The sequence below is a fragment of the Prevotella sp. khp7 genome (genome assembly GCF_900109055.1).
Lineage (GTDB): Bacteria > Bacteroidota > Bacteroidia > Bacteroidales > Bacteroidaceae > Prevotella.
Genome location: NZ_FOIV01000002.1, coordinates 385145 through 408260, shown reverse-complemented (window position 1 = coordinate 408260; position 23116 = coordinate 385145). Strand labels below are relative to the sequence as shown.

Genomic DNA, 23116 nt, shown 5'->3' with positions numbered 1-23116 from the left:
AGTTACGTGTGTGTAATGGTTCTTTTACTGACCACAGTTGTAAATGTCAATGCCCAGGAGATTAAGATGGACAATCTCCTGATGCAATCCCTCTCTCGATTGCAGGAACCTTCCCCCCAGAACTATCTGACCTGTATTGCAGAATTGAAGCGTATCGACACTATGTATCCCGACAGCATTCAACCTAAGTATCAGATAGCACTTCAATCGCTGAATTATTCGGTAATGAACCCTCAGGCAGAACAGACAGAGAACCTGCTGAAAGAAACCGAGCAGACCATCGAGAAGATGAAACAGATGGGCAATGCCGACCAATCAGACATTAGTACGCTTACAGGTTATCTATACATGACCCGCATCGTACAGAATCCTACTGTAAACGGCCAGCGTTACTATCTGATGGTGATGCAATGTTACGAAAAGGCCCTGAAGCTGAATCCTGAAAACAAACTGGCTAAGGATTTGCAACAGAAATTCTTTGATGGTATGCAGAAAGCTACCAAACAATAATAAAAAAGAGGCTCACAAGTTTTTCAAGTGAGCCTCTTCTTAATTTTATATTATAATTATCCTACCTGGCTACCTAGCTTTACATCCTTAGTGGTTGTAACCACACTCAGACTCTCGTCGGCATCAACGGCACTCAGAATCATACCCTGACTCTCGATACCCATCATGGTGCGAGGCGCAAAGTTGGCCACAAAGAGGATACGCTTACCAATCAATTCCTCAGGATTCTCGTAGAAGGCAGCAATACCCGAGCAGATGGTACGATCGGTACCAGAACCATCGTCGATGGTGAACTGCAGGAGTTTCTTACTCTTCTTAACCTTCTGACAATCCTTTACCAAGCCTACACGAATATCAAGCTTCTCGAACTCCTCAAAGCTTACTGTATCCTTGATAGGAGCAGCCTTATAGTTAGCAGCCTCGTTGGCCTTCTTGGTAGCCTCAAGCTTATCGAGCTGCTTCTGGATAACCTCATCCTCAATCTTCTCGAACAGCAGAGATGCCTCGCCCAACTGATGACCAGCCTCCAGGAGGTCGGTGCTACCCAGCTGCTCCCATTCGAAGCTGCTGATGTTCAGCATCTCGCGGAGCTTCTTACTGCTGAATGGCAGGAATGGCTCAAAGGCGATAGCGAGGTTAGCTGTAAGCTGCAAACAGATATTCAGGATAGTCTCGCAACGCTTTGGATCAGTCTTCCAAACCTTCCAAGGCTCACACTCTGTGATATAGCGGTTACCGATACGAGCCAGGTTCATAGCCTCAAACTGAGCATCGCGGAACTTGAACTGCTCCAACAGAGCCTCAACCTTAGCCTTTACATCCTTGAACTCCTCAAGAGCCTGCTTATCTACATCCTGCAACTCTCCACAAGCAGGAACTACACCGTTCCAATACTTCTTGGTGAGCTGGAGAGCACGGTTTACAAAGTTGCCATAAACAGCTACGAGCTCGTTGTTATTACGATCCTGAAAATCCTTCCAAGTAAAGTTGTTATCCTTTGTCTCAGGTGCATTGGCTGTCAGTACATAGCGCAGCACGTCCTGCTTGCCAGGCATATCAACCAGATACTCGTGGAGCCATACAGCCCAGTTACGAGAGGTTGAAATTTTATCGTTCTCCAGATTCAAGAACTCGTTAGCAGGTACGTTATCAGGCATGATATACTTGCCGTGAGCCTTCATCATTACAGGGAAGATGATGCAGTGGAACACGATGTTATCTTTACCGATGAAGTGAACCAGACGAGTATCCTCATCCTGCCACCACTTTTCCCAGTTGCCCCACTTCTCAGGCTCCTTCTCGCAGAGTTCCTTGGTGTTTGATACATAGCCGATAGGCGCATCGAACCAAACATAGAGCACCTTACCCTCAGCATCCTTTACAGGCACAGGGATACCCCAATCCAAGTCGCGCGTCATCGCACGTGGCTGCAAGTCCATATCCAGCCAGCTCTTGCACTGTCCATATACGTTTGGACGCCACTCCTTGTGGTCCTCCAGAATCCACTGTTTCAACCAGTCCTGATACTCGTTCAGAGGCAGATACCAGTTCTTGGTCTTCTTCAGTACAGGAGTAGAACCTGAGATTGTTGACTTTGGATTAATAAGTTCAGTAGGACTCAGATCGCGTCCGCACTTCTCACACTGGTCGCCATAGGCACCCTCGTTGTGGCAGTGTGGGCACTCACCAGTTACATAGCGGTCGGCCAGAAACTGCTTAGCCTCCTCGTCGTAAAGCTGCTCAGTAGTCTCCTCAGTCAGCTTGCCCTCGTCGTAGAGTTTCTTAAACCACTCGGCAGCAAACTTATGATGAGTCTCACTAGTAGTACGGCTATAGATATCGAACGAGATACCAAACTCCTCGAACGAATCCTTAATCATCTTATGATAGCGGTCAACCACATCCTGAGGAGTGATACCCTCTTTACGGGCACGAACGGTAATGGGCACACCATGCTCATCACTTCCGCCGATGAACAATACCTCGCGCTTCTTCAGACGAAGATAACGCACATAGATATCAGCAGGTACATATACACCAGCCAGGTGCCCGATATGTACGCCGCCATTAGCGTATGGTAGCGCCGACGTAACGGTCGTACGCCTGAATCTCTTGTTTTCCATTACTTTAAATACGTATTTATTCTAATTTGGGTGCAAAGGTACGAATAAGTGAGCGAAATACCAAATTTATTTGAGTATTTCCAAACTTCTGCTTTTAGAGACGCAACGCGTTGCGTCTGATTTCTACTATCATATTATTGCATTTCTTTATATATTTTTGTTTCTTTGCAATGTTGGAGGAGATATAATCAAATATCCCATTCCCCAACACAACACAATAGTTTTATATATGAATTTATTGAAAACCACCTGTTTGTGAAAGCAGGTGGTTATTTACTTCGCCAAGAACGCAACGCGTTGCGCAATAATTCGTGCATCCTTTTCGTTATTGTTTTGTTAGAAAAGGCTACTTTTGTAAGAGTGTAACGTAATAAACGGAAAAGTGTGAAAAAACGTATCTCACAGCGCGATATCGCTAAAAACCTTGGAATAAATGTCTCTACGGTTTCTCGGGCGTTAAATGGTCTTGGAGGAGTTAGCAAAACTCTTCGATAAAAATTAAGCACTTTGCAGAAGAATATAATTATCGACCAAACCCTTTTGCCACGAGTCTTCGATATGACACAACAAAAACAATAGGGATTGTTGTACCCGACATGTCTTTCAGTTATTATGCTCATTTTGTGAAGCGCGTTGAAGATGAAGCCCGTAAAGCTGGATTTATGTGTATCGTGACAGATTCCGATGACAAATATAAAGGCGAGATTGAATGTCTTGAACATCTTGAAAGCATGCATGTGGAAGGTATCATCCTATGCCTTTCACAAGAGACAACAGATTATAGCCATTTGGAACGGATAAAAAAGAACCACATCCCATTAGTGTTGTTCGACAGAGTTGCAGGCTCAAATTTCTCATCAATAACCATCAATGATGAATCGCTGGCGAAACAAGCGACTCTACATTTGATTGATGGTGGTGCCAAACGTATCGCCTTTTTAGGGGGTCCTAATCAGATGCGACAAACTGCCGATCGTAAGCATGGTTATATTGAAGCATTACATGAAAGAGGTATCGCTGTCAGGAAAGAATTAGTAAAGTGCGACTATATCAGTTTTAATGCAGGACTATCCGAAACATTAGAACTGCTCTGTCTGCCAGAACCTCCTGATGCAATCATCGCATCTCATGGTCTTTTGGCAATATCTTCCATTCAGGTTGTCATCAGTAAGGGATTGCATGTTCCAGAAGATGTATCAATTATAGGTTTTATGAGTGATTGGGGTTCTGGGATGTCAACACCACGTATGACATTTGTGAAACAAAATATAAAAGAGATTGGAACCAAAGCGTTCAGACTGCTACTAGATCAGATTAATGGAGATTCTCAAATACAGAATTTAATAGTTAACGCAAGATTGGAGATAAGAGAAAGTACTCGAAAAAGCATTATATAACCTTAAGAAAGGTACCACATCTCACGATGCAGAACCTTTCTTAAATTATGAATATATTCTAGTCATCAAGACCGGAAAGACTTCTGGCTATCCATACATCCATCCTCCCTGCACCACGATGATTCCAAGCATAATAAGGAATAAGTTTCACCGTAACATCTTTAGCAACAAGCTTACCCTCACTAGTTATTGAGGCTTCCTGAGCTTTAGTTGCAATAGCTGTTACATTAAAAGTTTTACCATCACCTTCTGTGTTCTGAATGCCATAGGCAGTCTTCAGTTCAAACTGCGGATGGCGAGCAAGCAAAAGATGGTGAGGATTTATTCCATCATTGTCAGCCCATTCTGCACAATAAACCAATGGTCCGCGCTCCACAGCGATACGCCCCCTGTCATCAGCCACTTTCATATTTGCCATAACCGTTCGTACGGGCATATCGAAGTGAATCCGAATAACATCTCCCTTTTTCCAATTGCGATTGATGACAAAATAACCATTCTGTAATTCACCTTTCATCTTCTGACCATTAACAATAATTTCATAGCCAGAGAGAACATCGTCGCTGAACGAATAAAGATCACTTGGCACAACATGGTTCTGCACCCATCCTGGAATACGAATCATCATATTAAACGCCTTTGCCTTATTCTGAAGCACCTTAATGGCAATATCACCATCCCATGGGTATTCTGTACTCTCCTCGATGGTCACATTCTTGCCATTGACCTGAATTGTCGCGGTATTGGCAGCAAAAAGGTTTATATAGAGATTATTATCACGCACACCATAGACATAACCAGGCATAGAAGGGATAAAACGAGAGAGGTTAGAAGGACAACAAGCACAACCAAACCAAGGCTGACGCGTCATCGTATTGTCTGCATTAAAGCGATAGTGTCCATCGCTTGACAAAGGGTTAGGATAGAAAAACTTTCCTCCATCAACACTCATACCGCTAATAACACCATTATACAAGGTGCGTTCCAAACAGTCTATATATTTAGCGTCACCATGGAGCAGGAACATGCGCTCAAAAAGATATACCATTGAGATGGCAGCACAGGTTTCGTTATAAGCAGTCAGGTTTGGCAATTCATAATCAGCACCAAAGGCCTCACCAGAATGGCGAGCTCCAACTCCACCTGTCAGATAATACTTCCTGCCCACAATATTTTCATAAATCGTATCAATAGCCTTGATATAACTTGAGTCTCCGAGGAGGGCGGCCACATCAGCCATACCGGCATACATATAACCAGCACGTACTGCGTGCCCCCAGGCCTCCGTCTGCTCAACTACGGGCTTATCGCTCTGAGAATAAAGATCCTTACGTCCTGTCTTACCACGATAGTCAAGCAAGAACTTGGCCTCATCAAGATATTTCTTCTCGCCTGTTAGAACATACAGACGGGCGAGTGCCATCTCTGCAATCTGATGACCAGGAACCACACAGGCCTGACCATCAGCAGCACCAACCTCTTTAATCACGCAGTCGGCATAACGCTTGGCAATATTGAGAAATTTTGTACTCCCCGTAGCCTGATAGTGAGCACAAGCCGCATCCACCATATGTCCAAGATTATAAAGCTCGTGGCTTAGGATTTCCTCCACTTCCCAACGCTTTTTACCACTCCACTGGTGCGGATGCTCGGGGTTGATGGTTCGGGCGGTATAGAGATAGCCGTCTGGTTCTTGGGCAGCAGCTACTACGTCAAGCACACTATCAATATAAGCCTTCAGTTTTGCATCCGGGAAAGATTGAAGTACATACGAGGCACCTTCTATAGTCTTATAGACATCAGTATCATCAAACGAAAAACCCATGAATTTCGAAACATCCCATTCCTTTGTCTGCAAACCAGAATGCCCTGGATGCTGCAACGTGTAGGCAGCCATCTCGAAATTCTTATAACGATGTTCACTCTCGCACTTTGAGAATGCTAAAGGAATCGTCACCTCCCTTGCAGCCTTGATACGATCGCCCCAAAAGGTATTTGGTGCAATTTTTACCGAAGTAAAAGGAACTTGGGTATAGGGATACCCGTTTTGCTGAGCCAAAGTCGTACTAGCAAAGAGTGCCAGAAGACTAGTCATAGTCAGAATTCGTTTCATCATAATCTATGTTTATTTGTTGTTAAAGATTCAATTATTACTCTTCTTTTTCAACCATCTGCAAAGGAATGAAAGAATGATATAAGAGGACAAGCCTATGATAATACCATCAGTGATGCTTCCTGTGACAGGCATAAGCAAAATGGTGAGAAAAGCTGGCATAGCCTCTAAAGGATCAGAGAGTTTGATATGGCGTATGATGCCAAAAAGGTAAAGGCCCGCAATAACCATGACGGGTGCGGTAGCGGCTGCAGGAATAGCCAGGAACAACGGAGCCAAAAAGAGACTTGCAGCAAAACACAGGGCAACCACGAGGGCAGATACACCCGTACGCCCTCCTTCGGCAAATCCTGTCGCACTTTCAACGTATGCCGTTACTGTGCTACAGCCAAGGCAGGCACCTGCCGATGTGGCCAATGCATCGCTGAGTATGATGTTGCGCAGATGGGGAATACGACCATCCTTGCGGATAATACCTGAACAAGTCATCACACCAACCACAGTACCTAGGGTATCAAAGATGTCAAAGAAAAGCATCGTCAGAACGCAGGCCCAAAAATCTGGCAATAGGAGGTAGCTCCACGAAAACTTACAAAAAAGCGGTGCGGGAGAGGGAGGCAGACAGAAAATACCATCTGGTATAGTCGTCTCTCCCACCAAGAGGCCCATAAGGCTGATGATAACAATACTTAATAACAATCCTCCCTTGACATGCATAATCGTAAATGCTCCAGTTACTACAAGTCCGAACAAGAATAGCATTGAAGCAGGAGTCGTCAGTGTATCCAGATGACTAAAGACCGTCCCTTCTGCTAATATACCGCTATTCTTGAATCCTATCATGGCTATGAAAAAACCAATACCTGCAGCGATTGCATATTTCAACGAGGTTGGTACCATCTCAAAAATAATCTGTCGCAGGCTACTCATACAGATAAGAACAAAAAGCAGACCTTCTATAAATACAGCCGTAAGGGCAAACTGCCACGGATAGCCGAGAGAAATACATATTGTCTCAATAAAGAACACATTGAGAGTTAGTCCTGGAGCCTGTCCGAAAGGACGCTTACCGATAAACGCCATGAAGAGTGTACCAACAATAGAGGCAAGGGCAACTGCAGTAAACATCGAATCTACAGGAAATCCCTTGTCGCCTAACGGAGCAAACATATTGGGCAGAAGGGCTAATATGTAGACCATGGTAATAAAGGTTGTCAGCCCAGAAATGATTTCAATCTTCAGGTTGTCTCTTTGAAAAGAGAAGCCCATGAGTGATAATAGTCTTTCTTTCATGCGTTTTGATTGACAGGAATAATAAAGTCAAATTTAGAACCGCCATTATATTCGGTATCAAGCGTGAGCGTACCATTGAGTCGTTCAGCAACCATACGGGCGACAGTAAGACCGAGACCTGTTCCCTGTGCAAAGTTGTCGAGTTTTGAGAAACGTTCGAAAACATACTCCCGCTTATCGGCAGGAATGCCAGGACCTGTGTCGACAACAGAGAAATGGAGTTTTTCCTCTTCCTTGTCTAAATTTAGAGTGATATTTCCCTCTGTGGTAAATTTGACAGCATTATCAAGTAGTTTCGAGAGAACTTGAAGAATCATCTGTGGATAAGTTATGACGGTACAGTCATCAGACACGCTCCAATTACTATCAAGCGTCACCCCTGGAGCCACAAATTGACGGACAGCATCTGCTGCCTGTAGCACGATACTGGCTACAACACATTCTTCTGGTGCCTGCAGTTCATTACCACTTTCCATCTCAGAAATCAGGATAAGGTCGTCAAGGATGTTGGTCAGCAACCTTGTATTATCTTGTATGCGCTGACTAAAGTCGAGTCGCTCCTCATCGGAAAGTTCAAAGTCTTTCGTCGTTAGAACCTGTGTAAAGCCATTAATAGAATTAAGAGGCGTTCGTATCTCGTGCGTCATACTCTGCAGAAAAGCCGTCTTCGCTTTCGAGGCTGCCTTGGCATGGTCACGCTCTACGGCAAGCTGTTTGTTCTGTGCCACGACAACGTTTCGCTCACGCTGTAATTGTCGGTTCTTTATTTCCAACCTATGACTCCATCGGTTATTGATAACAAGGAATACCAGCATGGCTGCTATACCTAAGACCATTGCAATACCCGCCGTCGTAAACCGTGAGCGCTGTCGCAGCATCTCATTCTGTTTTTGCTGTTCTGAAATCTCAGCTTCTTTCTGCTGTATCTCATAAATGGCGGTCAACTCTTCCATCTCACTATTCTGAAAGTCGGTAATGGCAGAATCAAGGGCGGCAAACACTGTTCTTGCCACCACCAATGCAGAATCCCTGTGCCCTGCTTTGTCATTAGCCTTGAACTTGCCTGTATAGTGTTTACGAATAGTTTCCAGTGACAGCGTCCCGTTCTTCTTGTCTATCCATCCATCAAGAAGGGCGTAGTTCTTAACCGCTTCTTCATAGCGTTTGGCTTTCATCAGATAGCTTATAGACTTCATTCGCCCATCCGTTGTTTTGGCATAATCTGTGGCCTGATATGCCGTGAATAACCTCTCTGCTTCCTCTAAGTTCCCATGTGATTTTGCAATACCGATCCGGTTATGCAATATCAAGGCCTGCATCTTATCGATCTTGTCTTTCTTAGAGTCAGGCAAATTCTTGAAGATGGTAAGCAACGAATCTGCACGATTCACCCAAAATGCAGCCTTCTTCAACTGCTTTTTCTGAAGATAGTTCTTCGAAATATTGCTCAATCCGATAATGGCGTTTCGCATACAGTGATCAGTACTGTCACCTTCAACAGCCAACATGAACTGAGCGAATGCCTCATCAAAAGTATGGTCAGCCTCAGAACTTTGTTTCAGTTCTATCAGGCAGGTGCCCACAGTCTGCAGGAGCATCGCCTTGAAAAGCGGTTTAGGATTCTTTGTGGAATCAATCTTTTCCAAAGCCTTTGATGCTGTCCGAATAGCCCCTTCGTAATCACTCTTTGAATTCTGACGGTTAGCAAGAAATGAGGCGGCATGGATATAGGATTCAAGATCTTCCTGACTTGGTTTCTTCTCCTCAAGCACTTTCTTCCAATACAACTCTGTATAATACCTCATACCTTTCCGTTCATAGGCATAACCTCTTCTGAAGTTCGCTTTTAGAGACGAGATGGCACCAGCGTTTTCCAAGCTGTCAACAAGGGCTATTACACGATCGTTATCGTTCGTTGCAAGTGTTTCGCTAATCAGGCTATCAGCCCATGCCACAGTATCCGCCTTAGGTGATAAGGAAACATCTTGATGCCTTTGACAAGAAACGAATATTAAAGCCATATACAGCAGTAAGCGACAGATGGTCAAGGCTTTGTTCATTGTTTGCTTCATGCTCCTGAGAATTACCGTCTTTATAAGATTTTAATGTGTGAGGTTGCAAAGATACAATATTTTTCGGGATATTCGAAAAAAAAACATGGAAAATCATCATAGGGTATCGTTATACACAATTTATTATCAAACATGGTTTCTACTAGATTTTACGTAGTCGGCAGGCCGAATACCAAACTGTTTCAGGAAGCATTTTGAGAAATAAGAAGGATTTGAAAAACCCACCATATAACCTACCTCGCTGATAGTATGCTGTCCACTATGCAATAGTTGGGCTGCCCGTTTCAGACGTATGATTTGTATCATCTCGTTTGGCGTGACATCTGCCAGCGTTTTAATCTTAGCAAACAGTCCGCTTCTACTTATATTCAGTTTGTCAGCAAGAAAGTTGACATTCAAGTCTGAATTAGAGAAATTTTCCTCAATAATCTTGTTCATACGCAATAGGAATTCATTATCAGTCGGGTTGCTGGCTATTTCTGTAACAGGCTCCAATGGTTGCGTAGAGAATTTTTCCATCAGCCTGCGTCGCATCTGAAGTATATTTCGGATGCAGGCCTCTAAATACTGTAAAGAGAATGGCTTTTCGATGTAAGTATCAGCTCCCATATCCATACTCTCCACTTTTGAGTCGTCATCAGTCTTAGCGGTGAGCATGATGAATGGGATATGGCTGGTCTGCGGGTTAAGACGCACCCGTCTGCAGAGTTCTGAACCGTCCATGCGTGGCATCATCCAGTCTGAGATAATAATATTGACCTCATATTTCTGTAAGAGGTCGAGGGCCTCGAAACCATCACCAGCTGTAACAACATTATACTTCCCACGGAAATTCTCTTTTAGAAAACTAACCATATCTTCTGAGTCATCGACGAGAAGCATGGTCTGACCATCATAAGTAAGCGAGGGCTTTGATTGAACCCCAGATGATTGGAATATTGATTGGCGGGAATCAGAATCTCCCGTTTCATGAGGCTGGACAATCGTTGTTCCCTTATCGGTGATAGTCGTGACAACATCCTGACCAACTGGCAGCACGATGATAAACTTACTTCCTCTGCCCACCTCCGATTCTACAGAGATGGTACCGTGATGCAAGTCCACAATATTTTTAACGATGTTCAAACCGATGCCTGTACCAGGCTTATTACCTTGAGCCTGGAAGAATGGCTCAAACAGACGCACACAATCTTCCTCTCGAATACCAATACCATTGTCGGCAACAATAATACGAAAATGCTCACCATCGGGTTCTGTTATACAACTCAGTCGTACTTCGTCTTTAGTATATTTGTTTGCATTCGTCAACAGATTACTAATCACCTTTGTGATTGCCTCCCTATCTATCATGGCAGTAAAGTGTTCATCAGGATAATCCACCATAAACCTTTTACCCCCTTGTTCGAAGGTTGGAGCAAAACGTACACTTATGTTTTCCATTAGTTCATGAACGTTTTGCGGAGCGAAACGCATCACCATACTCTGTTGTTCCACCTTACGGAAATCAAGTAATTGGTTGACAAGCTCCAATAGACGACGGGCATTACGATCGATAACCTTCAGATCGTCCATCACTCCAGATTCCTCCTTAGTAAGAATAGACAAACTTGACGATTTCATCATCTTTTCCAGCGGACCAATGATGAGCGATACTGGTGTACGAATCTCATGGGCTATCATCGTGAAGAAGTTCAGGCGAGCCTCGCGCACTTCTTTATCCTTCTTCTCATTTAGCTTTTGTATTTCCAACTGATGTCGGTGTTCTGCTCGTTTCAATCGGAATCTTACATAATACCACACGGCAATCACTGATAGCAGTAAGTAGATTATCTTGGCATACCAACTCCACCAGAATGGCGGGTGAACCACGATTCTAAGCGTGGCCTCATTTTCTGACCACACTCCATCGTTATTTGTTGCTTTCACACGAAACAGATAGGTTCCTGCAGGGATATTGGTATATGTGGCGCGGTTCTGATTGCCAACATAGTTCCAATCGCGATCGAAACCTTCAAGCATATAGGCATACTGATTCTTCTCGGGAGAGCAGTAGCTCAACGATGCAAACGAGAACGTAATCATCTTTGCATCACTATAACCTAAAGTCAACTCTCTAGTTAGAGACAGGTCGACAGGAAGACCTTCTGCCGTATATTCCTCATGGTTGAGGATACTCATCGAGGTTATATATACTGGTGGTATCACGCTGTTGGCCTTAATCTGATAAGGATAAAAGGCGTTAAAGCCTGTTGTGCTGCCAAAATATATCCGACCGTCTTTAGTTTTCAATCCACTATTTGGCTGGAACTGTTCGCTGACAAGTCCGTCGTGTAATGTGAAGCGTTGTGTCTGTGGATGCTGTGTTTGAGAATTGCCCTTCGCACCAGGTTCATAACTGACAATGCCGTGATCGGTTGAAAGCCACAGAACGCCGTTGTTCTCTATGATACTCATAATGTTGCGGTTGGGTACGTCAAGACTGATATAATCGAAGCGATCTCGTTCTGCATCATAACAGCAGAGACCATTAAGAGTTCCTATCCAAAGCCAGCCACTCTCATCTACTAATGTACAATTCACCTGATTATCAGGCAACGAGTAGTGATTGTTGTCGTCATGCAGATATTGTTTGAGTTTCTTATCCTTGATACCACAACGCCAAAGTCCGCCGCCCTGTGTCGTAATCCAGATATTACCCTTTCTATCTTCATCAATGTCGATTATCATAGCATTGGTCTTGCCAATACGCTCGAAATGATTTGCTTCACGGTTATAAAGGTTCAGTCCGTCCATCGTCCCTACCCATATCCAACCGCGCTCATCGGTATAAAGGGCATAGCAACTAGGATTATCAAGAGAATGCGGATCCGTACTTGGCGTGTATTGGCGCAAGGCACCCGTCTCTATATTCAGCACTTGCACACCATTAGTATAAGTACCTATCCAGAGTTCGTCGCCGCTGAAACTAAGGGCATGGGCATTTTGGCGTCCCAATACATCTTGGTGTGGATAATCTATAAAACGATTCTCTCTTGGAGAATAGCACATCAGTCCACCATCGTCGCTGGCAATCCAGATACGTTCGTATTTGTCTTCGCAAAAATGGGAGATGACGTTGCCTCTCAGGCCTGTCTCGATAGAAAAGGCGTCAAAGCGCTTACTTACAGGCGATATATAGGTCACGCCGCCATAAAAAGTACCTATCCAGAGTCCCCCCTCGCTGTCACTAGTGACGGCATAGACAAAACGATCGGCCAGGCTGCCTTGCTCCAGCAAACGCTCCCATGCGCGTGTCTTGGGATTAAAACTGATGAGTCCGTCGTCGCAGCCAATACAGATACAGTCGTCAGAACGCTGGTAAAGCGTATGGATATGAGAGCCGACTTTCGATAATGTCGGTGATAGCATCTGTTCTAATTGACCATCACCATGCACCAACAGCAGTCCTTTCTCCCAGGTTCCGAGCCATATCCGTCCGTCCTTGGTCTGTAGCATTCTTAAAGCGCCGTAGTTGGCCTGAAGCTTTTCACCACCAATGGTAAGACTGACGGGTTCGAAACGGTCGTGCAGACGATTCAATCTTTGCATAACAGTCTCCCCCCAGTTTGTTACGGTCCATATTTTATTCTCGCTGTCTACAAGTACCTGCGCTACAGCCCCACCAACCTCCTTGATGCCATAATGTTTCGTCTTCTTCGTTCTTGGAACATATTGCCATATACCGTCTCCAATGGTCGACACCCAGAGATTACCATCCTTATCAGAATCGATGCTCGTCACCGTGGAGTGTATATTCATAGGTAGTTTCTCAAAGATATGCTTTTCAAGGCTGAGTCGGAATACGCCTTTGTCTGTTCCTACATATAATCCCCCTTCGGCAGCCATCAGCGTCGACACATACTGGTTGATTCCCAGTTCGTTAATGCGGTAAGACTGTATCTGCGTACCATCATAGCGGCAAAGACCATTATCCGTACCGAACCAGATGAAGCCGTAGGAGTCCTGAACGATATTGCGTACGGCATTAGCGGCCAGCCCGTCGTTCATTGTCAGACTGCGATAGCGGAAGCCATCCTTGGCCGTTAAGGGCAAAAGACATAGTAAGGAAAGTGTTAGTAGCAGCATTCTTCGCTTCATGTTGCAAAAATAAACAAATTACTCGACACCACCAAGCGTTTCTGCTTTTTTGTGCATCCGACATATAATTCCCATCAACAATGACAGGCCCCTTATAACACAATAGAGACATCCCATAAGGAATGCCTCTATACACAAAACTAAATAATATTAGTAAAAAAAACTAATTGATCGAATTTACTTGTTGATACCACGATTGTTGATTGTGGCGTTAAGCAGAATCAGATATGTATGCATCTGATCGTCTGTGAGAACGTAACGCATCCACTTCACATCGTTCTCGATAGCACGCTTAACTCTTGCATCGCAATCATTCTTACTGTACTGTGTAGCAAACATCAGTTCAGCTTTGAAAGTATTGTGGATGTTCTCAACAGCCTCCTTCTGGTCGTCAGCCAGCTTCAAGGCATCAGAGAGCTTATTCATATTAATATTCAAGTCATAAGCCTCTACGTTGCTTACGTTAGCTGCGGTCTCGTTCTTTGCAATTGCAGTTGTCATACTCAGCATTGCTACCATTGTCAAAATCATCTTTTTCATCTTTTTACCCTTTCTTTTACTCAAGACAGCCTTCATGCTGTCCTGCTTTAACTTTTTAAACGTTATCCTAATTTTACTTTTGACGCTGCAAAGGTACGACGGTTTTTGATTTTAACAAAGCATTTATACATAATTGTGTGCGGACACAGAGTTTTTATTGATACATATCAAAAATAATCAAAACAACAGCTTCCTTCAGACTTGTGGTGTTTTTTCTGAAAATTTGCCTACCTTTGCATCCTCATAATGAAACTCACAGAAACAAATATGGAAGAAAAAGAACTAAAAGCAGAAGATATACCTTGGGGATATCCTCGGTGTTTTAACGGAGAATGTGCTGACAAAGAAAAATGTATGCACCATCAGGCAGGACTGCTGCTGGCCGAAGGGCATTATTATGGACCAGCCGTTTATCCCATAGCCTGGCAAGAGGGCCATTGTCATTGCTTCTGCGAAAAGAAACTGATAGAAAAGGCTTGGGGCTTCAAGAAACTCTATAACAATGTTCCCAAATACCTGAGGGCCGAAGCACGCAAAAGCGTACACAGCTATCTGGGTAGCGGCATGAGCGCCTATTACCGCATACATAACGGCGAAAAGATGCTTTCACCAAGGCAACAGGAAGATATCATAAGCATCATTGCCCAGTATGGCAACACCGACGGCATCAGGTTTGACCACTATGTAACAGATTGGAACTTCGAATAACATGCCGGAAAAGCAAAAGTTCCCACCGTGGGAACCTGTTATTCCCAGCATGGGAACTTTATATTCCCACCGTGGGAACATTTCGTTTGCTTAATGTAATAAGGGGCGATGTCGGATATAAGTCCTTGCATCGCCCCAAAAATAATTAGAAGTGTAGTTTTATAGTCATAACGGCTGTATATGTCTTCCCATCCTTTGTGTAGACAAGCGTGGGCTTGAAGGTCAGCACGTCACCCTTGCCTACAACAGGAGTATCACCAGGAGGCAGATGGCCGATATTCAGAGTGTAGGCCCCGTCGTACTCAAAGTAGAAGACATGGTTATTACCCCATCCTGTCTGAGCACCAGCAGCCGTCATCCAGAAGCCGATACCATTGGCAGAATAATTGTAGGAAATACTACCATCGGGCTGCGTAAGGCCGAAGGCTATCTTGCCCTCTGTAGGAGTCACAGCCTCATCACCACGTGGAATGATTGCTGCAACGAGTTCCGCTGGCTGCATCTTGAAGGCCTTGGCAATCGTTTCCATCTGGCCATTCTCAAGCAGATTATATCCGATGTCGACCCAGCTGTCGTTGGCAGCATCAAGACCCGTAATATTCGTTGTTGCCACATTTACACTTTCGGGATTGCCTGAAGGGATGTCAATGAAGCCTTTTACGCCAGTATTCTCGAATTTCACGTTGTAAGGCCATTGTAGGTCATTAGTCTCGTCGTCGTCCCAAGCCTGGCGCTGATAATCTGTCGGAGTAGCTACAACCACAAGATAGAGCTTATCGGTATTGGCGGGAATCTGCATTTCAGCAACAGCATCCTTGCCCTTCGCCATCGTACCGTAAACAGACTTCCCACCACAAATGGCTACGAAACCAACGCGATAGGCAGAGGATGTGTTCGCCTGCTTGTTATAAGTTGTGACATTGCCTTTTGTGTTACCGTCACCATCTACCACCTTACCAACATCGCCACTCACCAGTTCGCTACCAGGAGCCACAGCTTTCAGATTGGCCTTCACCTTGGTTCCTGCTTTAGGCACATTCAGTTCAATAGCGTTGAAGCCCGTCGTGCCAGGACAGTTGTCGTAAGTAGGTTGGAAGCCGCCGTTCTTTGGTAGCATATTAGTGCTATAGTTGGCAGCACTCTCGTTATTGGCGAGGTATTGATGTACAGCATCGAAGTCGTAGTTTACACAACGAGCGGCATATTCGTAGTACTCATCGTAGAACTTCTCCATATCACTTCCACAGAACAGGCGGGCATAGGTTTGTATTGGATCCTCCGGGAAGGTGCTCTCTTGCCAGATGCGTCCGTATGCCTCGATACCATGCTTCTGGGTCAGGAAGTAAGGCAGCCAGTAAGAAGCATAGCGCATGAACTCATGATTGAAATGGCGATGGTGCGAACGAAGCCATACTGATACGTTGGAATTCTGTGTGAAACATTCCTCAGGATAGTCCTGGAATGACTGCCACTGAGCGCATTGCTCCCAATAGGAACAGCCGCCTGCACCATTGTCTCCAAAGCCATAGCGGAAGCCGCCATTCATACCATAGCTGGTCTCCTCGGCCTGGCCGTTAAGCAGCTTGTCACAGCTCACCTGATACTGGAACGAGTGACCTATCTCATGGGCGATAGTAGACCCAACAGGCTGACATGTTGAAGGGTTCACCCAAAGGGCGCCAATCTGGTTGTCATAACCAGATCCTGTGGCTAGCCAATCCTCCTGATAAAGCAGGTAGATCTGCATCTTATACTTATCGAGCTGGCTCTTACCCTGACCCACGGTCACCATCTTCAGTTTCTCCACATTAGTGGTGTAGAACTGCTCTGCCTTCTGCAGCAGATCGTCGATATTGACACGTAGGGCGGCAGGCACGTCGCTGCCGTTGGGATCGTAGCCGAAGCCTGGCTCCCAGAATACGAAGAAGTGTTCACTCTGCTTCATGCGCCAGAAACTCCACTTGGCATCGTCGCGCAGCATATTATCCACACCCTTCTCAAAACCCTCATTCCATTTGCCTGGACAGATATATTTATCGAAGTTCTCAACCTGCGACTTGTCCATAGTGTGCACAGCATCTGGGTTCTGGTTCTGGTGAACGTTGATGATTGAGGTTTTATCGCCACAGCGAATCTCAATTTGTGCGTCGCGATAGAACTCTGAGTCATTCTTTTTCAGACAGAATGGCATTTTTACCTCGCCAGCATTACCACTATTCACAGTCAGCGTAAGCCATTCGATTTTCGTGTTGGCGGCACGGGTGGTCACATCGCTGACGCTGGCAGTCCACTTATCGTTGGCGGTGAACGTAATGGAACTCTCCACCTCGTCCCATTCAACAGTCTTATTCAGCTCGCTCTCCGCAATGGTGATGTTGCCAAAAATCACCTCGTCGTCGCTGGTGCAAGCCAAGAGACCGAGAGCCAAGAGCGCAACCAAGGCGCTCTTGCTCATGAGTCTGGATAGATTCTTCATATGATAGTTATTCAAATGTGGCATTTAATACAAACTCTATAAATCTGGTGGCATCACTCTTGCTTGCATAGACAAAGTGTACTTTGGCTTTCGTGCCGGAAGGTACACCGGGGGCACGACCAATGCCAACGGTCTTGTCGTCAGCGTGAGTCTCAATATAGTAGAAGTTACCAGCAGCATAGCCGTTACCACTCCAGTTACATACCTTATGGTCTACGTCAACCCAGAGACCAATACCACCAGCTGTATAGCCTGATGTCGTATCCCAGTTGCCATTGTCGTCAGCAAGGTACATAGCAATATCGTTCTCTGTGTTTGCTATCGTCGCGATGAAGTCTGCCGATGTCATACCGAAGCAGGCATTGATGGCATTCTCAATAGACGTGAGGTCAAACTCGTAGCTCGCATAGTCGCCGGCGGGAATGGTGATATCCTGAATGATCGTGCCGGGGTCGGTAATCGAGAAGTTGACTGTAAAGCGGACATACTGGTCGTAGTCCTTGCCGTTCACAACAGCAAAACCGACGTTGGCCGCCATCGAGAGACCGGCAGCAGACCCTTCGGGCACGTTCAGAACGAGAGCCTTGGCAGCCTTGTCGAGTTCGATGCTGGCCACACCGTCGTTACTAACGACAGCGCCATTGTTATTATACCACCAGCCGTCGCCTTTGGTCATGGCACTCATATCCCAGATACCGCGAGCTGTGTTGATGCTGTGGAACGCTACCTTGCCCGACTCGATGCCTGCCAGCATGTCATCGACAGTCATCTTCATCTTGGTCTGAATCTGCTCGGCATAGTCTTTCAGATAGACGGTCTTTGGAGTGACATGTCCCTTGCGGAACTCCGCATTCAAGGAAATGGTGGCATCGGCATCCGCACGGAGATAGGGCGACTCGTCGGGGCCATAGACGTGCTTGCTGACAGCATCCTCTGGGTCGTCGCTACAGGCAGTGAAACCCAAGGCGATGCAAGCCATTGCTATATATAATATGTTCTTTTTCATACTTTTACATTATTACATTTTTTCATCATTATATTCTATATATCCCTATTCATCCCTTAGTTTGCAGCTGTATAGCCAGGGTTCTGCTTCAGCTTGGGGTTGCCGTCAAGGGCATCCTGAGGGATAGGGAATATGTCGGTATGGCGGTCGGCCTCGGGATCCTTGCAGAACCACGACTTGCCGCAGTACACATTCATATTGGTACCCTTAATCATGAAGCGGATAATGTCATCGCGACGGTGAGCCTCGCAAACAAACTCACGAGCCAGCTCATCGAGCAGTCCGCCCAGTTCGATGTCGTCGCCACCCTGGTAGTTCTCTACCCAGTTGTCGGCACCACCCAGTTCTCCAGTATTCTCGCGGTGTCCGTAGTTGTACTTACTGCCACCCTTCAGCTGGGCTGCGGTAACCTTGGCCTTCGATGGGTCGGCCTTGAAGTTACGGGCACGTACCTGAGTAACCAATGCAGCAGCATCGTCCTCGGTCTCACCGTTGTAGCCACCTAAGCGGAGTAGGCACTCAGCCTTCATCAGCAGGGCATCGGCATAACGATAGTAGGGTACGTCGTCATAGCTCGAACCAAAGTCACCACTCTTGATCTCATACTTCACCAATCGCCAACTCTCCATCGGATAACAGCCAGGATTGTCAATACTGTGAATCTCTCGAGTGTAGTCGAGAGGCTCGCCATCGAGAAGGATAGGACTGCCATCGAGAGCATACTGCGGACCGCCCGTCCAAGTGTTTTCCAAGCGGGTGTCGCCATCCTCGTAGATATCGAGGAACTGCGGGAATACGATACCGCCGCCAGTGGCCCATCCTGAGAAGTTCCAGCGGGCACGACCTGCATTATGAATCCAAAGATTGGCCATAAAGTTACCACTGGCATACTTGTTCTCGAACACGATACCGAAGATAATCTCAGGCGAGGCAGAGATATCCTCTAAGAAGTTGTCGCTGTAGTTGGCTGCCAGAGAGAACTTACCAGAGTTGATGATGATGTTCAGGCAGTCGATACACTTCTGATAGTAAGAGTTGTCTTTCTTGTTAGGGAACCAAGCATCGTGGTTCAGATAGAGCTTAGCCAATTGCATGTAGGCTGCATACTTACTGAGTTTGCCTAACGAGATGTCGTCGCCACACTGGTCGGCCACTTCTTTCAGCTCGTTCTCAATCCACTTGTAGGTTACCTCAGGATCAGCCTGTTCAGGAGTCCAACCATCAGGATGAACGAAAGTGGTATCCAAAGGGATGTTACGGAACAGGTCGAACAGGTTGTAGTAGTACATGGCGCGGTAGGCACGTACCTGTGCTTTGATAAGTTCGCTACTAGCCACCTGCTCGTTGGCCAAAATCTGGTTGCAGGCGTTGACGCCAGCGTAGTTGTTACCCCAGTTCACAGAGAAGTGTCCGATACCCGAGTTAAACTCATGCTTGTGCAGGGAGATATAAAGGTCACCCCAGCCGATACCGATACGGTTAGGAATGCCCCACACGTCGGAACTCTCGTCCATAATGTCGGCCATACCGAACCATCCCCAATACACGTCGCGCAGACTGCTATATACTGGAGCTATGGTAGCTTCGAGGTCGGCATCAGTAAACTCGTACTTCTCAGAGGCCAAGCGTGAGTAAATGGTCTCATCAAGGTCAGTACATCCTCCGATAGTCAGGCCTGCGGCCCCCACCATAGCGGAAACGATGAATTTGTTGTATATTGCTTTCATTGTAGTAACTGTTTTAGAATGTAACATTTAAACCAAATGTATAAGTACGGATGGTAGGATACTTGTCGCGGCTATCGATACCAGAGTACTGGGGATCGCCATTCGAGAGCTCAGGATCCAGACCATTGTATGAGGTGATGGTGAACACGTTGTCGGCAGAGAGATAAGCACGCACGTTCTTCACATACTTGTTGACCTTCAACGGCACATTATAACCCAGTGTCAGGTTCGAGAGTTTCAGGTAGTTACCATTGCTCAGGTAGTAGCTGACGAAGGTCTGCTTCTGGGCAGGCTTCAGCACGTTGCCATCAGCATAAGGAGCCACAGCAGCATCCTTCAGACGGTTATAGGTCACGGCATTGTTCTGATAGTAGGCACGGGCCTCATTCAGAATCTTGAAACCAAACTGTCCTGTAAACTGCATGTTCAAATCAAAGTCCTTATACTTAAAGGTATTGCTCCAACCAACATTGATTTTAGGAATAGCATTGCCCAGGTTCTGATAGTAGGTTTCCTTATCGGTCAGCATGTTATCGTTAAATTCCTCGATTTCGCCTGTGGTAGGATTCTCAATCATCCAGAGACCGTTCTCACTGACGCCAACCGACTTCAGACCATACCATTGTCCGAGAGGCTTGCCTACCTCCATAATCTGTGTAGAGAGTGAAATAGGCTCGCCGAGATAAGCGATATAGTGCTTGTTGGCAGTCTCGTAGAGATCGTTGCTCAGACTGAGCAGCTTGGTAGCGTTGTGAGCAAAGGTTGCAGTGGTCTTCCACTCAAAATCCTTGGTGCGAACAGGAATGGCATTGATAGCCACCTCAATACCCTGGTTACGCATTTCACCTACATTAGCCAATGTCTGGCTGTAGAGGTTTGGTGGAACAGGTACGTCATACCACCAGAGCATATCGACGGTCTTCTTGCGGTAAACATCAATGTTACCCCAGATGCGGTCGCCGAGTACGGCAAAGTCGAGACCGACATTATACTCAGTTGATTTCTCCCACTTCAGGTCGGGGTTTGGGTTCTGGTCAACCTTCAAACCCTGTTTCCAGGTACCATTGTCATAATAGTAAGGTGAACCCAGTGCCCAAGTGGTGAGCGACTGATAGCGGCTGGCAGGGACAACACCAGTAACACCAAAACCTGCACGCAGCTTCAGATTATCGAGCCACGACTTAGTGCCCTGCATGAACTTCTCGTTAGAGATGGTCCATCCAAGAGAGGCAGAGGGGAACGAACCCCACTTGTTGTTGGCACCAAACTTAGAAGAACCCTCACGACGCATAGAGAGCAGCACGTTGTACTTATCTGCAAAACCGTAGCTAACACGTCCGAAGAAACCAATCAGTGTGTCGTCGCTTTTGCCGCTGCCCATACCAGCCTTACCTTCCTTCAAATACTGACCAACACCCAAGTTGTTGTACTCGAAAAAGTCGTTCAGGAAGTTGGTATTGTTGGCATAGAAGTTCTCATCGACCTGATACTGGTAGCTGTAACCCACGAGTGCCTCGAAGCGATGATCACCCCACTGATGTTTATAGGTAGAAGTGAGTTCCAAATTGTTGGTCTTATTGTAAGCATAGCTGTGGTAGGCATAGCCTGTGCGGTACTCAGCACGCTGACCATAGTAGTTCGACGACTGGTAACCCTCGTCGTGGGCATTGTAGCGTTCAGTAGAGAGCATCAGGTTAGTCTGCCAACCACGGATAGGCTCCAAGGTGATGTTACCTGTCAGACGGGTGGTCTCTGTCTTGTACTCACCAGTCTGCTCGTTCAGGATGCTTACTGGGTTATAATAATAGTTGATACCGAAGTTTTCATACCAGTTACCATCCTCGGCATAAATGGGCTCTGTGGGGTTACGCATCAGGGCCTGACGATATACCATCTGACCAGCAGCATCCACTGGACCATTCTCGTGCCAACGCTTCAGAATATTGAACTGCAGCTTCAACATATCGTTGAACATCCAGTGCGACAGCCCACCGTTGAAGTGCATCTCCTTACTATAAGTGTTGATGAATACACCCTGCTGGTCGCGATAGGTGAAGTCGGCATTGTAAGAAGTGCTCTTATTACCGCCACTGATATTGACGTTGTGGTTATGGGTGAGGGCTGTACGCGATACGGCATCGAGCCAATCAGTATCATAACCACGATCGGTATAGTTGGTTTTGCCAGCACGGATATCATCGCCGTCCATCATGTCGAGCTTTTTTCCGAACGAGGCCAGTGATACATAACCGCTATAGTTGGCTGTTGTCTTAGCTTCACGCTTACCTGCCTTAGTGGTGATAAGAATCACACCAGCAGCACCACGTGTACCATAGATAGCAGCTGCCGAGGCATCTTTCAGTACGTCGATACTTTCGATGTTCTCAGGAGCGACAGAGCTCAGACTGCCTTCCAGACCATCGACCAGTACGAGTGGAGAGTTACCACCATAGAGTGAGATGATGCCACGCAGACGGATGCTTGATGCTGAGCTGGGGTCGCCTGAACCATTAGAGATGGTGAGACCAGCCACTTTACCCTTAATCAGAGCGCCGGCGTCGCGGATATTTCCTTGTGCAAAATCCTCGGCCTTCACACTTGTAATAGCTGAGGTAACATCGCCCTTACGCTGTGTACCATAACCAATGACAACCACCTCGTTCAGCAACGCGTTGTCTTCTTGGAGCGTCACATCGCCGCCATCCTTGACTTCCTGGGCAATGAAGCCGATGTAAGAGACGACAAGTACAGTGTTACGATTGGTAACAGTTAAAGAATAGTTACCATTGTAGTCAGTAACAGTTGCATTCTTGGTGCCCTTCTCAGTTACCGTAGCGCCGATAATCGGTTCGCCCTTGGCATCCTTAACAACACCTTTCATTGTCACACCCTGCTGAGTAATCTCAGCAACGGCTGGTGATGTGCTTTCTGAAGCGTAGACTCCGAGAGTTCCGCCCAACAAAAGCAAACATAAAAAATGTTTTTTCATACCAATTTGTTTTTTTAGGTTCATG

At 46.0% G+C, this 23116-nt stretch carries 13 protein-coding genes and 1 pseudogene; 4 read left to right on the top strand and 10 right to left on the bottom strand.

What is annotated here, in order from left to right:
* The first annotated feature begins 15 nt into the window (after positions 1 to 15).
* Positions 16 to 510, top strand: coding sequence for a hypothetical protein (locus BMX82_RS05400; protein ID WP_091766733.1), 495 nt, complete (start codon positions 16 to 18; stop codon positions 508 to 510).
* 56 nt (positions 511 to 566) lie between these two features.
* Here BMX82_RS05400 and metG read toward each other — a convergent pair whose 3' ends face one another.
* Positions 567 to 2633, bottom strand: coding sequence for a methionine--tRNA ligase (metG, locus tag BMX82_RS05395; RefSeq protein ID WP_091766730.1), 2067 nt, complete (start codon positions 2631 to 2633; stop codon positions 567 to 569).
* Between the two features lie 381 nt (positions 2634 to 3014).
* Here metG and BMX82_RS13310 point away from each other — a divergent pair.
* Positions 3015 to 3128: pseudogene (locus BMX82_RS13310) on the top strand (winged helix-turn-helix transcriptional regulator); the annotation flags it as partial.
* Positions 3125 to 4030 (top strand): LacI family DNA-binding transcriptional regulator, encoded by a 906-nt coding sequence (locus tag BMX82_RS05385; protein WP_317039587.1) that lies wholly within the window; start codon positions 3125 to 3127, stop codon positions 4028 to 4030. The pseudogene BMX82_RS13310 and the gene BMX82_RS05385, both read left to right, overlap by 4 nt.
* Positions 4031 to 4088: 58 nt before the next feature.
* On the opposite strand, the gene BMX82_RS05380 is transcribed toward BMX82_RS05385, so the two are convergent.
* From BMX82_RS05380 to BMX82_RS05360, 5 genes are all read right to left on the bottom strand, one after another.
* The gene (locus tag BMX82_RS05380; RefSeq protein ID WP_036914562.1) at positions 4089 to 6143 is read right to left on the bottom strand and encodes a glycoside hydrolase family 127 protein; all 2055 of its coding nucleotides are present in this window, start codon (positions 6141 to 6143) and stop codon (positions 4089 to 4091) included.
* Between the two features lie 30 nt (positions 6144 to 6173).
* Positions 6174 to 7436 (bottom strand): NCS2 family permease, encoded by a 1263-nt coding sequence (locus BMX82_RS05375; protein ID WP_091766721.1) that lies wholly within the window; start codon positions 7434 to 7436, stop codon positions 6174 to 6176.
* Positions 7433 to 9508, bottom strand: a complete 2076-nt coding sequence (locus BMX82_RS05370) for a sensor histidine kinase (protein ID WP_091766718.1) — start codon at positions 9506 to 9508, stop codon at positions 7433 to 7435. The genes BMX82_RS05375 and BMX82_RS05370 overlap by 4 nt, the downstream gene beginning before the upstream one ends.
* Before the next feature lie 126 nt (positions 9509 to 9634).
* On the bottom strand, positions 9635 to 13645 hold the full coding sequence (locus tag BMX82_RS05365; protein ID WP_091766715.1) for a hybrid sensor histidine kinase/response regulator transcription factor: 4011 nt from the start codon (positions 13643 to 13645) through the stop codon (positions 9635 to 9637).
* A 177-nt stretch (positions 13646 to 13822) separates the two neighbouring features.
* Entirely contained in the window at positions 13823 to 14185 is a 363-nt protein-coding gene (locus BMX82_RS05360) for a hypothetical protein (RefSeq protein ID WP_036914566.1), read from the bottom strand.
* A gap of 267 nt (positions 14186 to 14452) precedes the next feature.
* Here BMX82_RS05360 and BMX82_RS05355 point away from each other — a divergent pair, with 267 nt between their 5' ends.
* Positions 14453 to 14893: a DUF6078 family protein gene (locus BMX82_RS05355; RefSeq protein WP_036914568.1), complete on the top strand. Its 441-nt coding sequence runs from the start codon at positions 14453 to 14455 to the stop codon at positions 14891 to 14893.
* Between the two features lie 145 nt (positions 14894 to 15038).
* On the opposite strand, the gene BMX82_RS05350 is transcribed toward BMX82_RS05355, so the two are convergent.
* The 4 genes from BMX82_RS05350 to BMX82_RS05335 are packed head-to-tail and all read right to left on the bottom strand — an operon-like array spanning position 15039 to position 23091.
* Complete coding sequence (locus tag BMX82_RS05350; protein WP_091767278.1) at positions 15039 to 17369, bottom strand: DUF6055 domain-containing protein; 2331 nt, start codon at positions 17367 to 17369, stop codon at positions 15039 to 15041.
* A gap of 7 nt (positions 17370 to 17376) precedes the next feature.
* Positions 17377 to 18375 carry a DUF4859 domain-containing protein gene (locus BMX82_RS05345; protein ID WP_036914381.1) on the bottom strand — a complete coding sequence of 333 codons (999 nt, stop codon included), beginning with the start codon at positions 18373 to 18375 and terminating at the stop codon, positions 17377 to 17379.
* 56 nt (positions 18376 to 18431) lie between these two features.
* Positions 18432 to 20102: a RagB/SusD family nutrient uptake outer membrane protein gene (locus tag BMX82_RS05340; protein WP_036914383.1), complete on the bottom strand. Its 1671-nt coding sequence runs from the start codon at positions 20100 to 20102 to the stop codon at positions 18432 to 18434.
* Positions 20103 to 20115: 13 nt separating this feature from the next.
* Positions 20116 to 23091 (bottom strand): SusC/RagA family TonB-linked outer membrane protein, encoded by a 2976-nt coding sequence (locus BMX82_RS05335; RefSeq protein WP_255396549.1) that lies wholly within the window; start codon positions 23089 to 23091, stop codon positions 20116 to 20118.
* Positions 23092 to 23116: the final 25 nt, after the last annotated feature.

What these genes read in the sequence shown, in the direction of transcription:
- BMX82_RS05400 (WP_091766733.1), top strand. Translation starts at nt 16, where the DNA reads ATGGTTCTTTTACTGACCACAGTTGTAAATGTCAATGCCCAGGAGATT.
- metG (WP_091766730.1), bottom strand. Translation starts at nt 2,633, where the DNA reads ATGGAAAACAAGAGATTCAGGCGTACGACCGTTACGTCGGCGCTACCA.
- BMX82_RS05380 (WP_036914562.1), bottom strand. Translation starts at nt 6,143, where the DNA reads ATGAAACGAATTCTGACTATGACTAGTCTTCTGGCACTCTTTGCTAGT.
- BMX82_RS05375 (WP_091766721.1), bottom strand. Translation starts at nt 7,436, where the DNA reads ATGAAAGAAAGACTATTATCACTCATGGGCTTCTCTTTTCAAAGAGAC.
- BMX82_RS05370 (WP_091766718.1), bottom strand. Translation starts at nt 9,508, where the DNA reads ATGAAGCAAACAATGAACAAAGCCTTGACCATCTGTCGCTTACTGCTG.
- BMX82_RS05365 (WP_091766715.1), bottom strand. Translation starts at nt 13,645, where the DNA reads ATGAAGCGAAGAATGCTGCTACTAACACTTTCCTTACTATGTCTTTTG.
- BMX82_RS05360 (WP_036914566.1), bottom strand. Translation starts at nt 14,185, where the DNA reads ATGAAAAAGATGATTTTGACAATGGTAGCAATGCTGAGTATGACAACT.
- BMX82_RS05355 (WP_036914568.1), top strand. Translation starts at nt 14,453, where the DNA reads ATGGAAGAAAAAGAACTAAAAGCAGAAGATATACCTTGGGGATATCCT.
- BMX82_RS05350 (WP_091767278.1), bottom strand. Translation starts at nt 17,369, where the DNA reads ATGAAGAATCTATCCAGACTCATGAGCAAGAGCGCCTTGGTTGCGCTC.
- BMX82_RS05345 (WP_036914381.1), bottom strand. Translation starts at nt 18,375, where the DNA reads ATGAAAAAGAACATATTATATATAGCAATGGCTTGCATCGCCTTGGGT.
- BMX82_RS05340 (WP_036914383.1), bottom strand. Translation starts at nt 20,102, where the DNA reads ATGAAAGCAATATACAACAAATTCATCGTTTCCGCTATGGTGGGGGCC.
- BMX82_RS05335 (WP_255396549.1), bottom strand. Translation starts at nt 23,091, where the DNA reads ATGAAAAAACATTTTTTATGTTTGCTTTTGTTGGGCGGAACTCTCGGA.